Raw genomic sequence first — 16,583 nt, 5'->3', positions numbered from 1 at the left:
TAGCATTATTGGTTATTAACCATATTTTTAAGTCGCGATTGCAGTTGCTTTAGGGCAACGTTCAACGCTTGCATATCCTTCCCGGCCTGACGTTCCAGCCCCGCAATACCCTGAGGCATCAGAGCCTGCAGGTCATTAAGCTTTTTCGCGGCGGCAGGGTCAGTTGCGGCACGCGCCACGAGTTCAGCCATCGCCAGCTTCAGCCTGGTGAAGTTTGAATAGCACTGACACAGTCGGGAATATTCACGCTCCATTCTTCTTTGTTCAGCCGCAATATTAGTTTTCATCATCAGGTTTTACAGGTTGATTGTGATAGCGATATGCGATCACCTTGATAATATCTTCGGCCTGAATCACCGCTTCCAACAATAAGGTGAACTGCTGATATTGTTCCTGGGTGGCCGGTCCTTTCATCGAGTGCAGCAATCTTATTTTTGCTGCCTGCAATATTTTTAATCTGTCCTGCGCCTGATTAATCGAATCGCGCACACTATCTTCTAAATAAGTCAGCGTTGGCATCGTGTTATAGGCTCAAAAATTGAAAGAATAGTTAATCAATGCGTCAGGAAATCTGAGCGCCACCGCCGCGTCGGTCAGGGCAACGACTTCGCCTCCCTGCGGTAGCTGGCTCCCCGCCCTCAGGCGCTCGCCATCTTCCAACAGCAGGTAAATCCCCTGCTGACCATGGACAATAGCGGCAATCGGTGAGGGGAAGCGCTGGCTGCCCTCCCCGGACGACGCCACATTCTGGTAGCTCATCGCAATCCCGGGGAATTGCTGGCGCAATTGCGCCAGCAGATGGTTTAAAGATTGCTGCTCATTCATATTCAGTACGCCGCTGATAACGAACGCCTGACCGACTGAGGTTACGCTAACTTTTTCCGCCAGCCTTTGCTGCAACAGGCTGGCGATCAATGCGTTGATTTGGGTTTCATGACGGTTGTCGATATGCAGATGTTTCAGGCCGGGGATCGTCGTCAGCTGCTGCTGGATACCCGCCCAGCGCTTGCCCATCATGATATCGGCGTTAATGCTAATCTCGCCCGGTGCGTGGCTTGTGAGTTCTACCTCGTCATACCCCGCCTGGGTCAGGACATCTCGCACCTGCCTGATAAGCTGATCGGTGCACACCACATTATCCTGATACAGCACTCCCCATGTGCCCAGCTTCAGGCGCACGCTTTGCAGCCTGTCGCTCTTTTCACAGTAGCCAGAGAGCCGAAGCGTGCCATCCTTTTCCCAGGCTGCGGCGATCTGCGTCAACCCGTTTTGCTGCAGCAGTTCTGCCACCCGGGAGGTCATCGGCGGCGGCGGCGGTGGGTTCCCGCTACAAAGCAGGACCAATACGGTGGCCCCCATCAGTATCAGGCACGCAAGCACCATCCCCCAGAGCAGGGCTGGACTTGTTCGACGAAGCGGATAGCGAGATAAATTGGCGTGGTGCTGGCCAAACGCCATCGTCAGCCCCAGAGCATGCACCACGCCCTCTTCGGGTAATGGCTTGTCGGGCTGATGCCGCCGACCATTGACCCGCACCGGAGCCCCCCCGGTATTGATCAATAATCCTTCCGGTGTTGCGGTGAATTCCAGTCTGTCGCCGCCGCACAGCGGAATACAGAGATCGCAGCCGCGCTCTCCGACCGAAAGATGCCCATCCGCCAGCCAGACTTCACGGCCGTGCAGTACCCCGCCGAGTAAACGGATTTTCCACTCGCTATCCATGGCTGCTGTCGCTATTGGCTACGGTGGCTTTGATGAGAAACAGACGGATAACGCTATGGGTCTGGTTAAGATCGTTGCGGAACAAATGCCCAATAATCGGAATATCGCCAAGCAGCGGGATCTTGTTCTGCGCCTGCATCTGTTTATCCTGCTTAAAGCCCCCCAGCAGCAGACTCTGCCCGGGATGGAGGGTGGCCTGAGAGGCTATCTCTGAGTTCTGTACTTCCGGTAAAGGTTCATCCTGACTCAACGGCGGGTTTTGCTGCCCGTCCTGGATATTGAGACTCAGCATGATATTCTGCTTGCCCTGCTCCTCCAGCAGCCGTGGGGTGACCCTGAGGAGCGACCCCGTGGTGATGGATTCAAGTTTTGCGACTTTGTCGCCCTGCAGTTTGGTGTAAAACGTGATGTTTTTATCCAGCACCGCCTGAATGTTATTGAGCGTCACCACCGACGGTTGCGACAAAATATAGGCGTGGGAATTCTTCTCGAGCGCCACCAGCCGCGCCATAAAGCTGGGCGTGTTGCTAATGACGGTGGAGAATCCCCCTCCGGCGCTACTGTCCGGGCCGTTAAAGGAGATGGAACCGCCGCCCAGAGAAAGCGCTGCGCTCCAGTCAATACCGAGCTGGCTGACGTCCCCGGCATCAACATCAATAATCGTGACCGAGATTTCTATCATCTGAGGCCTTCTATCCAGCTCACCGATGAGTTTGCGGTAACCCGCCATATTGACCGAGCGATCCCGCACAATGACGGCATTTTGTCGCGGATCGGCAGAAAACATCGGTAATCCCTGCGTCGCAGCAGAACTGCTGCTCGTGGTCGGCGCACTACCTCGGCTCATATCGCGAAGTACGCTGACAATCCCCGGGACAACGACATTTTGATCGCGGTACTGGTAATGGTCATCCACTGCGGTGGCATATTTGAGTGGGTACACCACAAGGCTAACCGCATCATCCCGGCGGTGGGTCATCTCTCCATCCAGCATGGACGCCAGTTGGGTAATGCGCGCGGTGCAGGCGGGGACACCGCTAATATCGATGGCATTAACACCCGGGATGGTGCGCGCTTCGCAGCTACTTTTTTCTGGCACGTCTCGTTTACGCAGATAACGAATAAAGGTGCTGGCAGGCAGCGTGTTTAGGGTAATGACGCGATGCGCCACGCGTGATGCGGGGTAGACAAACAGCGTATTGCCATCAAGCCAGGTCACCAGGTTATATTGCGTGGTTAATCTATTCAGAATTGCAACAGGAGAAGCTGGAGGGATTTCACCGCTAAATGTTTCCACAATGGCCGGATCGATGACCACTGGCGTGTCATAGTTCTCTGCTAAATTTTGCAAGACCGCTGCCAACGAGATTTTCCGGGCACGCAGCGAAAAGTCGGCCCCCTTCCAGGCGAGCGTTTGCGCATGAGCACACAGACAAAAAAAAAGCGCAGGAAATACCACCATTCTTTTTATTCTCATATTGGCCTCACATCTTACTGTTTTTTTGACTAACAATGATGTTTGCCAAATATCGTGTCAGAGCCAGATGTTTTTCAATTTCAACGGCCATTTTTTCAGCTGACATATTTTTGTCATAATAACAACACAACCATCCTCCATCAGGTATTAACTGCAAGGCGTAATCGTGAATTTCCGGGCAGGCAGCAAGTAACAGAGTGATATACCTCACGGTTTCAAGAGGAAAATTATCGATACTGTCAATAAAAATAGCCAAAACTAAAGACAGCGTACACAAATATCCACGCGCCATTCTGCCATCTAATTTCATCAGCATGATTGCACTATCAGATGAAATACGTAAGTTCTCTACCGTAGGGATTTTTTTTAATTTATCAAACATAGTCAGGGCCTCCTGAATAGCGTTCATATTCGTTCAGGATCCCCTGGGTGTACATCAGTAAAAGACCTGATATCTTTTCCTCAGCGTCTTGCCATCATACTCACTTACAAATTAATACAATGGTTTTTCGCGGCATTTATTAAGCTTTATATTAATTAGATTTTTTATCTGAATCGAGAGTAAGGCCGATAATTTTGTATTCTGACATCACTAAGCCTGATGACGTCACGCATTATAAAACCACCTAAGGATAACAATAATGAAAAATCAGCACTCCCTGGTGGGGAAATTAACACTACTGATATCTGTTGGCCTGCTAATCATTTGGTTGATTATTATATTCACCACAACCTATATTTCACTAAATCAAAATCGTCGACGGATAATTGAAAATTTATCCCATATGTCGCGCCTCCGGGTGGGGCTAAGCAACCATCGATTTGAAGGTGCTGAGCGAGATGCGCTGGCGCTCGCCCAGAGCTATGGCCTCTACCACTATGTCCCTACGGGCACGCATCCTGTGGCAAAAAGCGAGAGTCGCTATTTCCCCGTCGATGCCAGCATCTGTACGCCGCAGGACAAACAGGCCCAGGATCTGAATTTCATTCAGGTTTATGGCACCGCAGGACAGACATACTATCTTGATAGTTTTATCCTTGACCGACGCTATGGTATTTCTCTTTTGCCCCCGCTCGATCATTCGCCCGATTATTTTATTCGCCGGGAAAACGAGCTGTGGCAATTTCCACGCCGTGCCACGCACGACAACCTGTTCTGGGGTAAACCAGAATACATCCCCGGCACCGGCTGGAGCGTCTCTATCGCGGCAGCAGGTTCTCATGACATCCTGATTGGCTTAGCGGTTAAGCTTAACGACCTGCTTTCCTATGGCCACAACGTCTCGGACAGCGATATCAATCTCTGGCTTGATAAGCACAATCAGATCCTGCCCTTCTCGGACCTTGCGGAAAGTAACAGCGGAACGCTACAAAAAATGTTGCTGAACCTGCCTCTCCACGACGGATGGCAGCAGATCCCAGGCTATCTGGTACTTCGCAGCGAACTTAAAGGCCCCGGCTGGCAGCAGATTATCCTGTACCCGACCAGCGGGGTGCTAAAACGTGCGCTTAACATCGTGGCGGAGCAGCTACCTTTTGCCCTGACAACCCTGCTACTGCTGGCGATGATGCTGTTCTGGCTGCTTCACCGCCATCTGGCCCGCCCGCTGTGGGACTTCGTCAACATCATTGAGAAAACCGGGCCAGACACCCTCTCCGCCCGGTTACCGGAAAACCGCCACGACGAGCTGGGAAGCATTGCCCGCGCCTATAATTTGCTGCTTGATACCCTCCACGAGCAGTATGACAACCTCGAAAATACCGTCGCCGAACGCACCCGCGAACTGACGATCGCCAAGCAGCACGCCGAGCAGGCCAATAAGCGTAAAAGTAGTCATCTGACGACGATAAGCCACGAATTGCGAACGCCTTTAAGCGGGGTGCTGGGGGCTCTCGAACTTCTGCAATTAACTCCCATGAGTGAAAAACAGTCGCAGTTGTCCAATACGGCCAGTCAGTGCACCCTTTCGTTACTCAGCATCATCAATAATCTGCTCGACTTCTCACGCATTGAATCCGGACAGCTCTCGCTCCACGTCGAGGACACCGCGATACTCCCGCTGTTGGATCAGGCGATGCATACCATCCAGGGCCCCGGGCAAAGCAAAGGGTTAACACTGAAAACCTTTGTTGGTCACCGGGTACCGTTAATATTCGAAGTGGATGGGACTCGCCTACGGCAGATCCTGGTCAACCTGCTGGGCAACGCCCTCAAATTTACCGATAAGGGCGCGATTTGCCTTAGCGTTAAACGTAGCGATGATTTTCTTATTTTCGCCGTGAGCGACAGCGGGCGAGGCATTAGCCTTGCCGATCAAAAAGCCGTATTCGAGCCTTTTTTCCAGAGCCAGGGGCACTGTCAGGGAACGGGGCTCGGCCTGACGATTGCCTCGACCCTCGCAAGAATGATGGGAGGATGGCTTGAGTTACGCAGTACGCCAGGATTTGGCACTTGCCTCTCGCTGTTGCTGCCGCTTGGCAAATATCAGCCTCCCGAACCGCTGTCGGGCGAGATTGCCGCACCGCTGGTTCTGCATCGCCAGCTCTGCACCTGGGGGCTAACGTGCGAAATCGCCAGACAAGAGAGCGTATTTAACGCCGATGATCTGTGCTTTCTGCCCGGAAAGCTGCGTGAGACCGTACTCCACGCGCTTTCTGGCGTGGCGAGTGAGTGCGCCGACCTGCTTCCGGTACAACCCTGGAGGTTACATATATTGCTGGTTGATGACGCGGCTATCAATCGGGATATTTTTAGCATGATGCTGGCTTCTCTTGGCCAGGAATTTACCCTCGCGGCGAGCGGTGAAGAAGCGCTGGCGCTGGGTCGGCAGCAGCGGTTTGATCTGGTGTTGATGGATATTCGTATGCCGGAGATGGACGGCATGACGTGCGCCCGGCTCTGGCGACGGGACGCACTGAATCACGACGCCCGGTGCATGATTATGGCACTCTCGGCGAATACGGCCCCGGAGGAGATAAGCCGCTGCAAAGAGGCTGGTATGCAGCATTATCTGACCAAACCCGTCTCTCTCAATCAGTTAGCCAATGGGATCTCCATTGCCTCGGAGTACCAGTTGGAACGCGATATCGCTCTCCAGGAGCAGGATCACAGCGTCGAGCACGCGCTGCTTCCCCTGGACGATGCGGCCATGCGCCAAAAAATACGCCACTCGCTGCATTTGTTGCTTTGTGAACTCGAACATAACCTTGGCTCCCTGCCAAAAACCAGCACCCTGCTGCATACCCTAAAAGGGTGCCTCGGCCAGGCGGGGTTGAGCCCTCTGGTTTGTAGCGTCATCGATATGGAAAATCGCGTGCAGCATGGCCTGGCGCTGGCTGCAGAAGAAATTACCGAACTTCGCCACACCCTGAACGTAGCACTGGACGCTTAAACCAGCCCCGGACAACAAGGCCGTCTATCAAGAGGTAATACAATGCACGATCATAGAATCCTGCTGGTCGACGACCACGAACTGATTGTTAATGGAATCATTAACCTGCTCTCTCCCTACCCACGCTTTCACGTGGTCGCACAGATTGATGATGGGCTGGAGGTTTACAACGCCTGCCGCATCCATGAGCCGGATATCGTGGTGCTCGATCTGGGCTTACCCGGAATTAATGGACTGGATCTTATCCCGCAGCTACTTCGTCGGCTGCCGCAAATGGCGATTCTGGCCTATACCGCCCATATGGAAGAGACGATGGCAATACGCACGCTAAGCGCGGGTGCGCTGGGTTATGTATTGAAAAATAGTAGTCGCCAGGTGCTGCTGGCAGCATTACAAAGCGTCGCGGTGAAAAAATGTTATATCGACCCGGCGCTAAACCGGGAAGCGATTAACGCCGCGCTTCGCGTCAAAAATGACAGCGCGGAAATACTCACGCCGCGCGAACGGCAAATTCTCAAACTTATTGCCGATGGTTTTACCAATCGGCTTATCGGCGAGCGACTGTGTATTAGCGTTAAAACTGTAGAAACGCATCGATTAAATATCATGCGAAAACTCAACGTCCATAAAGTCACCGAATTACTTATCTGCGCACGGCGACTAGGTTTAACAGAATAACGCCGTTCCCCGTCGGGCATATAACAGGATGTATCCCGCTTTCACCCGATAGTGATTAACAGGGAGGGCTCATACGATGAACTTCTCACCAACAAAAAGAAGGAAACGCTCATGAGTATGACTATCGGAACCACCTCTGGTGTTAATGAATTACAATTACAGGCCATGCTGACGGGACAGTTGAAGGAAGCTACCCATCTTGAAGGCTGGGAGGCATTCAAAAATTTCTTTATAAAATTACTCAACCACCTGCCAGGGATGAACTTAGAGGATAAAGAAAAGAACCTGCGCGATATTTACAACATGATTTACGGCGAAAAAACGGCGGCTGCGAGCGATAAGACCCATTCAATAGAAACGCTCTGGCCGGCAATTGAAAGGCTTATTCACCTAATGGAAGGTGACGACGTTCGCGCAATGGAATTTGAACTGATAAGCCATAACGTTTCCGGTATGACGGGTCAACTTCATACACCTGGCCACCTGACTCTGGTCATTCGCGTAGATGACCATACGCTACCCGAGATAGCATTATCGAATTCAGATATGCATCATGAGATGCTTTCAAACGTACTCACCCACAACATGACCAGTAAGGATGGTGCGCCTGGGCTGTACCAGTTAGATCAGGAAAAGTTGATTTCCCGGGGCAGCAGCGTTGAGTTAGCCCCCGCTGCCGTGATGTCTACCAGCCATGGCTTCGAGGTGGCCAGAGCACTGGAAGCATCGCGCGTACTGGTGCAAACGTCCGTCAAGGAAATAAGCAACCTGGACGAGCAGATAGCGCAGTTAGACCACTATCAAAAACTGATAGCGGACCTGACGCAGTTAAGATCCGTTCAGGATCCGGACGTTCGCACCGAGTTACACAGCGAATTTATCGACAATGAACTGGCAGCGCTGAATACCCACAGACAGCAGCAGCTGGAAAGTCATCAACGGCTGAACCATGAGTTTGTTGACACTCTCGTTGAGGAATGCGCCGATGACCTGCTACAGGGAGGCCTTCTCTGCAAGGACGCCATCAATACAAAACAGTCCCTTCTTTCCACGTTTACTCCACACATGGATACACTGTTCCATGAGGCAGATAACCATCGTTTGCAACAAATACAGTCCCAGCTGAGTTTGGCTTACAAGGTCGCCGATCTGCAAGCGCAGCTCCAGTCCTCCGAATCCTTCCCTCAGGAGCCGTTTTCGAATCTGCAGGTCGCAATGAGGCAGGCTGAGACGGGGCCACTGACAACGCTATTGAATACCGCTCTCAATGCCATTCGGCAAATCGCCCCACACAACATTGCCAGAGAAGAGATCGAGGCTCAGGCACGGCATGCCTCCGGGAGGTTGCTCCAGCCTCTGGAAGAGGCAGAGACTACCATGGCAAAACTCCTGAGTGATCCAGGTATCCGGTCAGATATGGATAGCAAAACGACCGAGAAAATGGTGACACAAGCTACCCGTCTGCCCCCGTTCACACCCGACAAAATGACACTTATCAGTCGCGCTGAAACCGTCCATCAGCAAAATGTCACCATCAGCAAAATTGACAGACTCCTGAGTGAAGGACTGACGCTTGCCGATCATAATGTTTTAGATTTTCCGCGGGAAAGGGTCATTTATGAATTGCAAACCCTGAACACTCAGTTGCCAGAAAGTCAAAGAAAGTCGAGTTATCAACTGCAAATTGATGAACTTGATGAGGGGCTTTTACGCCGTAAGGTCGATATCTGGCAAGAACACGTCGGGAGTATGCCGGAGGCAGGACGAAGCCCGGCGTCAGGGAATGCCGTTCAGGCACTTACAGCATTAAAAGACAAAGTACAACAACTCACTATTTCTGGACAGGGCAAGAGTGAATTCAAAGGATTCATTGCTAGCCTGATTACCCAGCACCAGGTCATGGAGTCTGTCGAAGCCACATTACGCCATTATATAGAAGGTAATAAGTACGCCATTAAGGATGTTGTCAACGACCTTGCCGGGAAAATGAGCGCCATCGGCGATTGTCCACGCAAGCATGCACTGATGGAGCATATCACTGCGTTGCAGACAAAGAACAACGAGCTGGATACTATTTATAAGGAATTTGCTGATGTGCAGCAGAAGATTACCGCAGTTGCCAGATTTCACGCCACCTGGTCAGAAGACCTGGTGAAAACCTTCAGCAACCTGAAAACTCAGGCGCAGGACTTACCCGGCGGAGAACCGAAAAAAACCCTGCTACGTAATATGGCCGCCACTGAAATTAAACTCCTTGAAGTTCAACATCTGGAGAGAATGTTTTCAGAACCAGGACCGCTGTTAGCAAAGGCAACGGAGGCAAATGGCACCCCCTCACCGCACTGGCCGCAAGTCTTCCCTCTACTGGACCAAGCCGCAGCAACACTTAAACAACTCCCCGAGAGTACCAGAACGAGTGGTCTGGCAACACGTTTAGGTAACGATACAAATAATGCGCTTAATCTGCTTAAAGGGATGATTGCTGCAGGTCCCGAGGGGGATAAAAAATATATGGCTGCAAGAGAAGATGAATATAAGCATCTGCGAGACTTTATCAGTTCCATGGCAGGTTATCTGCCTAACGGCAACGTACTCACCAACGCAGTCAAAGATATCAAACACGAAAATAACTTCAGTAGCAGAACGCTCCGTGAAAGGTTCGCATAGCCACTCGCGTAACCTGAGCGCATAGTCGCAGGCGGGATTCTACTGCCTGGTGCATAAAGAGGGTGACTTTACGTCACCCTCTTTTCTACATGCGCATAGTATTCAACGGGAAGAATATGAGCAGCGATTCAATGTAAGCAGAGGCGCAAATTAATCCCTGAATCAATTTTCAACCGCGGGGGACGATCAGTACATAAGATTTCGCTCCTCCTGTCTCCCGTTCCCACAAATTCTTTATGAAATAAGCCTCGCAGAATCAACACCGTAAGCTTTACACGTCCTCAGCCTGGAATCACCCGGAGCATTAAGGATATAATCCCTGCAACGATCCCTCAGCCGTCGAAAAGAACATGACAAAACTTACGTTACAAGAGCAGATGCTCAAAGCTGGCCTCGTCAGCAGCAAAAAAGTGGCCAAAGTGCAGCGCACCGCGAAGAAATCACGCGTTCAGGCCCGCGAGGCAAGAGAAGCCGTTGAGGCCAACAAGCAGGCTCAGGTTGAGCGCGACAAAGAGCTAAGCGAGCAGCAAAAGCAGGCCACTTTAGCCAAAGAATATAAAGCGCAGATCAAACAGCTGATTGAAATGAACCGTATCGTGATATCAAGAGGCGATATCGGCTATAACTTCACGGACAATAACTTAATTAAAAAAGTTTATGTCGATAAAATCACTCAGGCTCAGCTGACTAACGGCCGCCTGGCTATCGCCCGCCTGATGTCGGATAAAAACCCTGAAGGGGAATATGCGATCATCCCTGCAGGCGTTGCCGACAAAATTAAACAGCGCGATGCCAGCTTCATTGTGTTGAGCAGCGAACTTACCCAGGAAGCAAAAGACGAAGACGATCCGTACGCGGACTTCGTCGTGCCTGACGATTTGATGTGGTAAGGATTTATTGAGTTCAGGTGGCCTGGTGTTACTGGGCTGCCTGGAATGTAAGCCCTCATCAGTTATTTTTCTCGCAATTATATTGAAATAACGGGTTAGCGTTCTGATGTGGGTATAAGAAATTTTTTACCGGCAATGAGATAATATGAAACTAACATCTTTAGCCTCACTTCTTATTTTAACTACAATACCCGTTACTGCGGCACCGGGAATCAACTTTCCTTACCAGAAACATTATGCGTGTACGTGGCTGCTGACTGGTACACCTCAGCCAGCCCCCGATCTTTACACGGCAGTTAATGCTCGCTCTGGTGCAATGACTTTACAACGTGCTGGTTCGCAAGTTTATTATGCAAAGAAAATCGATAATGGTATTTGGCAAGAGCTAAACCCCGAGCCAAATCAGGCTGAAGAATATATCAGAGTCAGTCCTGACGGTATGTTAGACACCTATCAGGCGAACATCCAAATGAGTACATGTATTGAGGTAGAGTGAGCCAGTTGTTAACTAATATGGGGCTATTAAAGCCTCTTCCCTTCTAAACACAGCTGCCATCATATCCCCATTAAACGTTTCTTCTAATGCGCCACTCCTGAACAAAAAGAATAATCGCGACAATCATAAGAATGCTATAAAAGCTAATGTGCGCGAAGTCGTAATTAAAAATAGTGGTGATGCTATCATTATTGTATAAACGATTGTGCCGGTAAGAATACGTGGTATAAATACTATTGAATACTTCCGAAAATGATATAACGGCTAACAGCGCGAACATAAAAATACCTTTGGCTCTGACCTTATTATTCCTGCGCCTTCTGGTGAATATGAAGAAACCAATTAATATTACGATCGTAAAAGAAACTAAGTCACTGACCGTGAGTGCTGATAAATGATCCATCAATTAAGTTCTCCTCGTGCCCAGGCAGAGCTGATTGCCGTTATAGCAGCGAGACAGAGCGCCTGGGGGTAAGTCCGCTATTCATCTAGCCACGAATCAACCGATATAGGCTTCTTCGACATTAACGACCTGCCGGAGCTGTCGTTGACGCGTATCGTGCCGGAAGAGCTGGTTGTCAGCATGGAGATTGCCACCAGCGATCGCCAGCCCTGGTATGACTGACAGATTAACGAGCGGGTTCAGGCCCGCTATCGTTGTGAAAGTCGGGCCTATAAAAGCGGAGTAAGGCTATAAATTTGCGCCGCGCAGTGCGGTGCAAAAGGCGCAGTTACACCCGGCGATGGGGATAATTTTGGTGATGTCGTAGTTGGCTTCCGAAGGAATGGCATGCCCATTGGAGGCGTTATTGCTGGTGTTCGCGGTCTGCTCGGGGTGAACAGAGGAACTGGAAACGAATGCTGCTGCATGGAATGATGTCGCTAACAACGTTGCGCCGACGATACTTAATACTTTCATTTAATCACCCACCTTTGAGAGCCAGAAAAGTAATCTAGCGTGAGCGGATTTTGAACACCAGATGTCTCAGCTGAAAAAGTGTGCACATTTATGTCTGAGGGCTTAGCCATAGCAAACCCTACATCACATTAATTAAAAATCAGAATATCAATGAGTTACTTTTGAAAATAACGATATGAGAAGTCTGACTTTTTAGCAAATAAGCGTTGTCAGCCGCGTAAATCCCGCCGCAGCGGGAGTCTTTATTCAGCAAATTTCAACAGTGCTTCACCATCCAGACGGTAGCGAACCCATTCCGATTGCGGTAACGCCCCGATGCTCAGATAAAAATCAATCGCGGGCTGGTTCCAGTCCAGGACAGACCATTCAAGGCGGCCACACTGCCGTTGCACCGCGCATTGCGCGATATATTTCAGCAGCGACCTTCCTGTCCCCATACCGCGATACTCGGGAGAGATATATAAATCCTCCATGTAAATACCGTTCCGCCCAAGCCAGGTAGAGTAGCTGGTGAAGAAAACGGCATAACCGATGATTTGGCCCTCCGTTTCGCAGATCAACGCTTCAGTTTTACTGCCTGCGTCAAACAGCGTTGCGCGGATCTCATCTGGCGTGGTGATAACTTCCTGCGGTGCTTTTTCATACACGGCCAGCTCATAGATCATGTCGTAAATTGCTTCAGCATCTTCCGGGCGAGCCTGACGAATCACAATACTCATTAGTTTTCCTGTTATTTTTGGATGGCATTAACGTTGATGGCCCCAAGCATAAAGGTTATTGTCAGGCGAATTAAGTGCAATGAAATCACCAAATGATGAATATTATGCATCCAACATTAAGGCGCCTTGATTTAAATCTTCTGCCTGTTTTTGACGCGATTTATCGTCATCGTTCCGTCCGTCTGGCGGCCGATGAACTGGCGATGAGCACATCTGCCCTCAGCCACGCGCTGTCGAGACTGAGAGTCTCGCTCAATGACCCATTGTTTTACCGGGAGGGCCACCGGATGTGTCCCAGCGTGTATGCCACACAGCTCGCCCCTTCTATTGCTTCGACGTTGAAATACCTGGATCAAGAGCTGACTCAGCAGCCGGAGTTTGACGCTTCCCGGACGACAGAGCACCTGCAGATAGCCATTACGGATTTTACCGCTTTTTGCATTTTCCCTGCCCTGATGCACAAACTTCAGCACGAAGCGCCCGGCCTGATCCTGGAGTTACTTTACTTGCCTCACACTCCGGCACTGACGGAACTTCTGGCCGGTGAAGTGGATTTGGCGCTTGGGTTCAGTACATCAGAAGACATCAGGCATCCAGAGCTGGAAGAAATCGGCTGGTTTACGGATGAGTATGTCGTCATAAGTCATCCAGGCCGGACACAGCTGACATTTGAGGATTATCTCGCCGCCAGACACATCGTTGTCACGCCGTGGAATGAGAAGCAGGGGGTGATGGATCGCCAGCTCGAACAGATGGGTTACACACGGCAAATAGCCATCAAGACGCCATCCATGCTTAGCGCACCGTTTATCGTGGCAGAGAGCAATCTGTTAATGGCGCTCCCACGCTTTGCCGCTGAGAAGCTGATGCCGGCCACGAATATAAAGATTTTTTCATTACCGTTCGAGATACGCCCGTTTGAAATAAAAATTTATTCACACAAACGAAGCGGTAAGCGGAGCGCGACCAACTGGCTGAAATCTAAGCTGCAAACGCTGGCGAAAGAGTTAAATGCCGGGCAGTGAATGGGAAATCACTGAGACTGTTCGGTATTGAGCTCATCCCGCTTTACGCAGTCGGGTCACCAGGGCCTGAACTGCCGGGGACGTTTTTCCCGCTGAAGAACACACCATGCCAAGCTCGACGGTTTCTGCGGCAATATAGCTGGTTGCGCCTGGCGCAGCGGGTGCCGGTACGCATTCATATCGACAGGCTGCCCGAGGGCGTTGAGTTAGTCGCAGGCTTATCCGCAAGTATTTCCGTCACGCCTTAACGCGCAGAATTCCGCGCAAAAATGTTATTATCCCGGCCAGGCTAACAAACCCAGAGATAACCATGAATAACGAAATCGACCTGAAATACTATGACATCGCGGACGAGTACTCGACAGAGGCGGCTAAGCCCGTTGCCGAGGATGAGCGTGATGCCGTGGCGCGCTATTTCCAACTGCTGGTCACTCGCTTAATGAACAACGAGGAAATCAGTGAAGAAGCACAGGGCGAGATGGCCGTTGAGGCTGGCCTTGCCGAACAGCGTATTGACGAAATCGCCGAGTTCCTGAACCAGTGGGGCAACGAGTAATTTCTGCCGCGAAGCGTTTCCCCGTCAGAACGGGCTGTCGCAACGGGCGGCCATTGGCTCACCGCTGATGGGGTGAACAAAATCCAGCTCGCTGGCGTGAAGCATTAGCCGTGGTGCCCGTTCGGTGCCCGGCAGTGCGAGGCCGCCATACAGGTCGCAGCCCAAAATAGGATGCCCCAGATATTGAGCGTGTATGCGTAATTGATGGGTACGCCCGGTTTCCGGCGCAAGCTGCACCCTCGTTAACGGCAGCAGCGTTCCATCCTCCAGCTCACGATAAAAACGCTCAATAACCTTGTAACGCGAGCGAGCGGGCTTGCCGCTGACGGAGCAAATCGACATCAGCGGAAACAGCGCCGGATCTTTGGCAATCGCCGCGTCTATTATCCCTTCATCATTCTCCAGATGCCCGCAAAGCAGCGCGGTATACACTTTTGTAACCGAACGCTGGCTGAACTGCTGACAGAGCGCGGCATTAATCGCCTTATTAAGGGCAATAACCATCAGCCCGGAGGTGCCAAAATCCAGGCGATGCACCAGCGTGCAGCCGGGGAATATTTGCACCAGCCGGTGATGTACCGAGTCGAGGTTCTGAGGATTTTTCCCCGAAAGGCTCAGCAGCCCGCTGGGTTTATTGATTAACGCCAGATGCTCGTCCTGATAAAGAACGTCTATCTCATCAAAGCAAGGCGGGGCAATAAAAGTATCAATAATCGTAGACATCAGGCTGCCCGGCTGGAGAGTGGAGGCGGATGATAGCGAATTTCAGGATATCAGGCGAATTTAGCGCAACAAAACTGGGGCCATAAAGGCCCCCGTTTACGGCTTATCTGACGGCGCTATTTGCCTTCGCCGGTAATCTTCTTCACCTCAGTTTCGGTCGCCGCAGGCGCGCCGTTGCCCCAGGAACCACGCACGTAGTTCACCACGTCGGTCATCTCTTTATCCGACAACACGCCTTTGTAACCTGGCATCATGAACGGGATAGTACCCTGCGTTTGCGGCGTATGCGCCCCGTCGGCGATAACGCGGATCAGCGACGACGGATCTTTTGCCATTACCGCCGGGTTGCCCACCAGCGAAGGGACGTTATAGTCGGTGCCCTTCCCGTCCGGGCTGTGGCAGGTTGAGCAATAGCGCATGTAAAGCGTTTTACCGTCAGATGGCTGAGCGAGCACGGCGGCATTCACCGGCATGGCCACGGTTTTTTGCGGCTTGAAGTTGGCGATATACAGCGCGATAGCTTCCAGGTCGGCATCCGTCAGATACTGGGTACTTTGAGTCACCACTTCGCCCATCGGTCCGGCAATAGCGTGATGCTGGCTGCGGCCTTTGCTCAGCAGATCTTTCACTTCCTGTGTCGACATATTCATGCCGCGCAGAGAAGGCGCATACCAGCCGTCGATCATCGCCCCGCTCAGGAATTCCGGGCTGGAATCATCGTAGCCTTTCTCCTGCATCGCCATACCGCGCGGCGTATGGCAAGCGCCGCAGTGGCCTGGCCCCTGTACCAGATAGGCACCACGTTTGATTTTCTCGGCGTTATCCCCGCTGACGTCAACCACCACTCCGCCGGATTTTACGTCATCCACGAACAGGCCGTTCCATACGCGTAGAGGCCAGCGGGCAGACAGCAGCAGCGGAATGTCGTTCTCTTTATTGGCGGTCGCCGCCGGGGTGACTTCTTTCATAAAGTAGTCGTACAGCGCCTTCACGTCCTCATCGGTCATTTTGGCGTAGGAAGGATAAGGCATCGCCGGGTAGAGCGCGTGGCCATCCTTGGCAATGCCCTGGCGAACAGCCTTCTCGAAATCTTCGTAGCTGTAATCACCGATGCCGTGGGTTTTGTCCGGCGTGATGTTGGTGGAGTAAATATCACCCACCGGCGTGGCAAATTTCTTGCCTCCGGCCATCGCCTGGCCGCCGTCCACGGTATGGCAGGCAACGCAGTCAGACGCGCGCGCCACGTACTCGCCCTGCGAAACAGCAGCATAGCCGCTGGCAGAAAAGAGGATTGAGATAGCCGCTAAAATACGTTTCAT

16 protein-coding genes and 1 pseudogene are annotated in these 16,583 nt (G+C 51.5%); 8 read left to right on the top strand and 9 right to left on the bottom strand.

Features of this window, described 5'->3' with window-relative positions; genetic code table 11:
• Window positions 1-5: 5 nt before the first annotated feature.
• Genes HX778_RS17425 through HX778_RS17405 form a run of 5 tightly spaced genes read right to left on the bottom strand, consistent with a single transcriptional unit; the run spans window position 6 to window position 3,581 of the window.
• Window positions 6-290: a hypothetical protein gene (locus HX778_RS17425; RefSeq protein WP_038480576.1), complete on the bottom strand. Its 285-nt coding sequence runs from the start codon at window positions 288-290 to the stop codon at window positions 6-8.
• Window positions 277-519: an EscE/YscE/SsaE family type III secretion system needle protein co-chaperone gene (locus tag HX778_RS17420; RefSeq protein ID WP_038480573.1), complete on the bottom strand. Its 243-nt coding sequence runs from the start codon at window positions 517-519 to the stop codon at window positions 277-279. The genes HX778_RS17425 and HX778_RS17420 overlap by 14 nt, the downstream gene beginning before the upstream one ends.
• Before the next feature lie 12 nt (window positions 520-531).
• Window positions 532-1,722 (bottom strand): type III secretion system inner membrane ring subunit SctD, encoded by a 1,191-nt coding sequence (gene sctD / locus HX778_RS17415; protein WP_176982640.1) that lies wholly within the window; start codon window positions 1,720-1,722, stop codon window positions 532-534.
• On the bottom strand, window positions 1,715-3,199 hold the full coding sequence (locus tag HX778_RS17410; RefSeq protein WP_038480568.1) for an EscC/YscC/HrcC family type III secretion system outer membrane ring protein: 1,485 nt from the start codon (window positions 3,197-3,199) through the stop codon (window positions 1,715-1,717). The genes sctD and HX778_RS17410 overlap by 8 nt, the downstream gene beginning before the upstream one ends.
• Before the next feature lie 7 nt (window positions 3,200-3,206).
• Window positions 3,207-3,581 carry a pathogenicity island protein gene (locus HX778_RS17405; RefSeq protein ID WP_038483291.1) on the bottom strand — a complete coding sequence of 125 codons (375 nt, stop codon included), beginning with the start codon at window positions 3,579-3,581 and terminating at the stop codon, window positions 3,207-3,209.
• A gap of 259 nt (window positions 3,582-3,840) precedes the next feature.
• Here HX778_RS17405 and HX778_RS17400 point away from each other — a divergent pair, with 259 nt between their 5' ends.
• The 5 genes from HX778_RS17400 to HX778_RS17380 all read left to right on the top strand — a co-directional run bounded on the left by HX778_RS17400 (window position 3,841) and on the right by HX778_RS17380 (window position 11,322).
• Window positions 3,841-6,591: a two component system sensor kinase gene (locus HX778_RS17400; protein WP_176982639.1), complete on the top strand. Its 2,751-nt coding sequence runs from the start codon at window positions 3,841-3,843 to the stop codon at window positions 6,589-6,591.
• Between the two features lie 42 nt (window positions 6,592-6,633).
• Window positions 6,634-7,269 (top strand): two component system response regulator, encoded by a 636-nt coding sequence (locus tag HX778_RS17395; protein WP_038480562.1) that lies wholly within the window; start codon window positions 6,634-6,636, stop codon window positions 7,267-7,269.
• Window positions 7,270-7,380: 111 nt separating this feature from the next.
• Window positions 7,381-9,936, top strand: coding sequence for a hypothetical protein (locus HX778_RS17390; RefSeq protein ID WP_176982638.1), 2,556 nt, complete (start codon window positions 7,381-7,383; stop codon window positions 9,934-9,936).
• 350 nt (window positions 9,937-10,286) lie between these two features.
• The gene (locus tag HX778_RS17385) at window positions 10,287-10,826 is read left to right on the top strand and encodes a DUF2058 domain-containing protein (RefSeq protein WP_038480556.1); all 540 of its coding nucleotides are present in this window, start codon (window positions 10,287-10,289) and stop codon (window positions 10,824-10,826) included.
• A 145-nt stretch (window positions 10,827-10,971) separates the two neighbouring features.
• Window positions 10,972-11,322: a hypothetical protein gene (locus HX778_RS17380; RefSeq protein ID WP_038480553.1), complete on the top strand. Its 351-nt coding sequence runs from the start codon at window positions 10,972-10,974 to the stop codon at window positions 11,320-11,322.
• A 691-nt stretch (window positions 11,323-12,013) separates the two neighbouring features.
• Here the strand turns inward: HX778_RS17380 and HX778_RS17375 are convergent.
• Complete coding sequence (locus HX778_RS17375) at window positions 12,014-12,241, bottom strand: hypothetical protein (RefSeq protein ID WP_071842988.1); 228 nt, start codon at window positions 12,239-12,241, stop codon at window positions 12,014-12,016.
• 242 nt (window positions 12,242-12,483) lie between these two features.
• Window positions 12,484-12,960, bottom strand: a complete 477-nt coding sequence (locus HX778_RS17370; RefSeq protein ID WP_176982637.1) for a GNAT family N-acetyltransferase — start codon at window positions 12,958-12,960, stop codon at window positions 12,484-12,486.
• A 92-nt stretch (window positions 12,961-13,052) separates the two neighbouring features.
• Between HX778_RS17370 and HX778_RS17365 the strand changes: the two genes are divergently transcribed.
• From HX778_RS17365 to HX778_RS17360, 3 genes and pseudogenes are all read left to right on the top strand, one after another.
• Complete coding sequence (locus HX778_RS17365; protein ID WP_176982636.1) at window positions 13,053-13,985, top strand: LysR family transcriptional regulator; 933 nt, start codon at window positions 13,053-13,055, stop codon at window positions 13,983-13,985.
• A gap of 134 nt (window positions 13,986-14,119) precedes the next feature.
• Window positions 14,120-14,233: pseudogene (locus tag HX778_RS25170) on the top strand (efflux transporter periplasmic adaptor subunit); the annotation flags it as partial.
• Window positions 14,234-14,295: 62 nt separating this feature from the next.
• Entirely contained in the window at window positions 14,296-14,541 is a 246-nt protein-coding gene (locus tag HX778_RS17360) for a DUF2543 family protein (protein WP_038480544.1), read from the top strand.
• Between the two features lie 24 nt (window positions 14,542-14,565).
• Here HX778_RS17360 and HX778_RS17355 read toward each other — a convergent pair whose 3' ends face one another.
• Together HX778_RS17355 and HX778_RS17350 are read right to left on the bottom strand one after the other, a co-directional pair.
• Window positions 14,566-15,264 carry an RluA family pseudouridine synthase gene (locus tag HX778_RS17355; protein WP_038480541.1) on the bottom strand — a complete coding sequence of 233 codons (699 nt, stop codon included), beginning with the start codon at window positions 15,262-15,264 and terminating at the stop codon, window positions 14,566-14,568.
• 116 nt (window positions 15,265-15,380) lie between these two features.
• The gene (locus HX778_RS17350; RefSeq protein WP_176982635.1) at window positions 15,381-16,583 is read right to left on the bottom strand and encodes a cytochrome c; all 1,203 of its coding nucleotides are present in this window, start codon (window positions 16,581-16,583) and stop codon (window positions 15,381-15,383) included.

Source organism: Cedecea sp. P7760, assembly GCF_013386425.1.
In the GTDB taxonomy this organism is placed as follows: domain Bacteria; phylum Pseudomonadota; class Gammaproteobacteria; order Enterobacterales; family Enterobacteriaceae; genus Cedecea; species Cedecea selenatireducens.
This window is presented reverse-complemented; position numbering and strand designations above follow the sequence as displayed.

Bases quoted from the DNA above. Each gene is read 5' to 3' on its own strand.
- HX778_RS17425 (WP_038480576.1), bottom strand. From the start codon at position 290: ATGATGAAAACTAATATTGCGGCTGAACAAAGAAGAATGGAGCGTGAA.
- HX778_RS17420 (WP_038480573.1), bottom strand. From the start codon at position 519: ATGCCAACGCTGACTTATTTAGAAGATAGTGTGCGCGATTCGATTAAT.
- sctD (WP_176982640.1), bottom strand. From the start codon at position 1,722: ATGGATAGCGAGTGGAAAATCCGTTTACTCGGCGGGGTACTGCACGGC.
- HX778_RS17410 (WP_038480568.1), bottom strand. From the start codon at position 3,199: ATGAGAATAAAAAGAATGGTGGTATTTCCTGCGCTTTTTTTTTGTCTG.
- HX778_RS17405 (WP_038483291.1), bottom strand. From the start codon at position 3,581: ATGTTTGATAAATTAAAAAAAATCCCTACGGTAGAGAACTTACGTATT.
- HX778_RS17400 (WP_176982639.1), top strand. From the start codon at position 3,841: ATGAAAAATCAGCACTCCCTGGTGGGGAAATTAACACTACTGATATCT.
- HX778_RS17395 (WP_038480562.1), top strand. From the start codon at position 6,634: ATGCACGATCATAGAATCCTGCTGGTCGACGACCACGAACTGATTGTT.
- HX778_RS17390 (WP_176982638.1), top strand. From the start codon at position 7,381: ATGAGTATGACTATCGGAACCACCTCTGGTGTTAATGAATTACAATTA.
- HX778_RS17385 (WP_038480556.1), top strand. From the start codon at position 10,287: ATGACAAAACTTACGTTACAAGAGCAGATGCTCAAAGCTGGCCTCGTC.
- HX778_RS17380 (WP_038480553.1), top strand. From the start codon at position 10,972: ATGAAACTAACATCTTTAGCCTCACTTCTTATTTTAACTACAATACCC.
- HX778_RS17375 (WP_071842988.1), bottom strand. From the start codon at position 12,241: ATGAAAGTATTAAGTATCGTCGGCGCAACGTTGTTAGCGACATCATTC.
- HX778_RS17370 (WP_176982637.1), bottom strand. From the start codon at position 12,960: ATGAGTATTGTGATTCGTCAGGCTCGCCCGGAAGATGCTGAAGCAATT.
- HX778_RS17365 (WP_176982636.1), top strand. From the start codon at position 13,053: ATGATGAATATTATGCATCCAACATTAAGGCGCCTTGATTTAAATCTT.
- HX778_RS17360 (WP_038480544.1), top strand. From the start codon at position 14,296: ATGAATAACGAAATCGACCTGAAATACTATGACATCGCGGACGAGTAC.
- HX778_RS17355 (WP_038480541.1), bottom strand. From the start codon at position 15,264: ATGTCTACGATTATTGATACTTTTATTGCCCCGCCTTGCTTTGATGAG.
- HX778_RS17350 (WP_176982635.1), bottom strand. From the start codon at position 16,583: ATGAAACGTATTTTAGCGGCTATCTCAATCCTCTTTTCTGCCAGCGGC.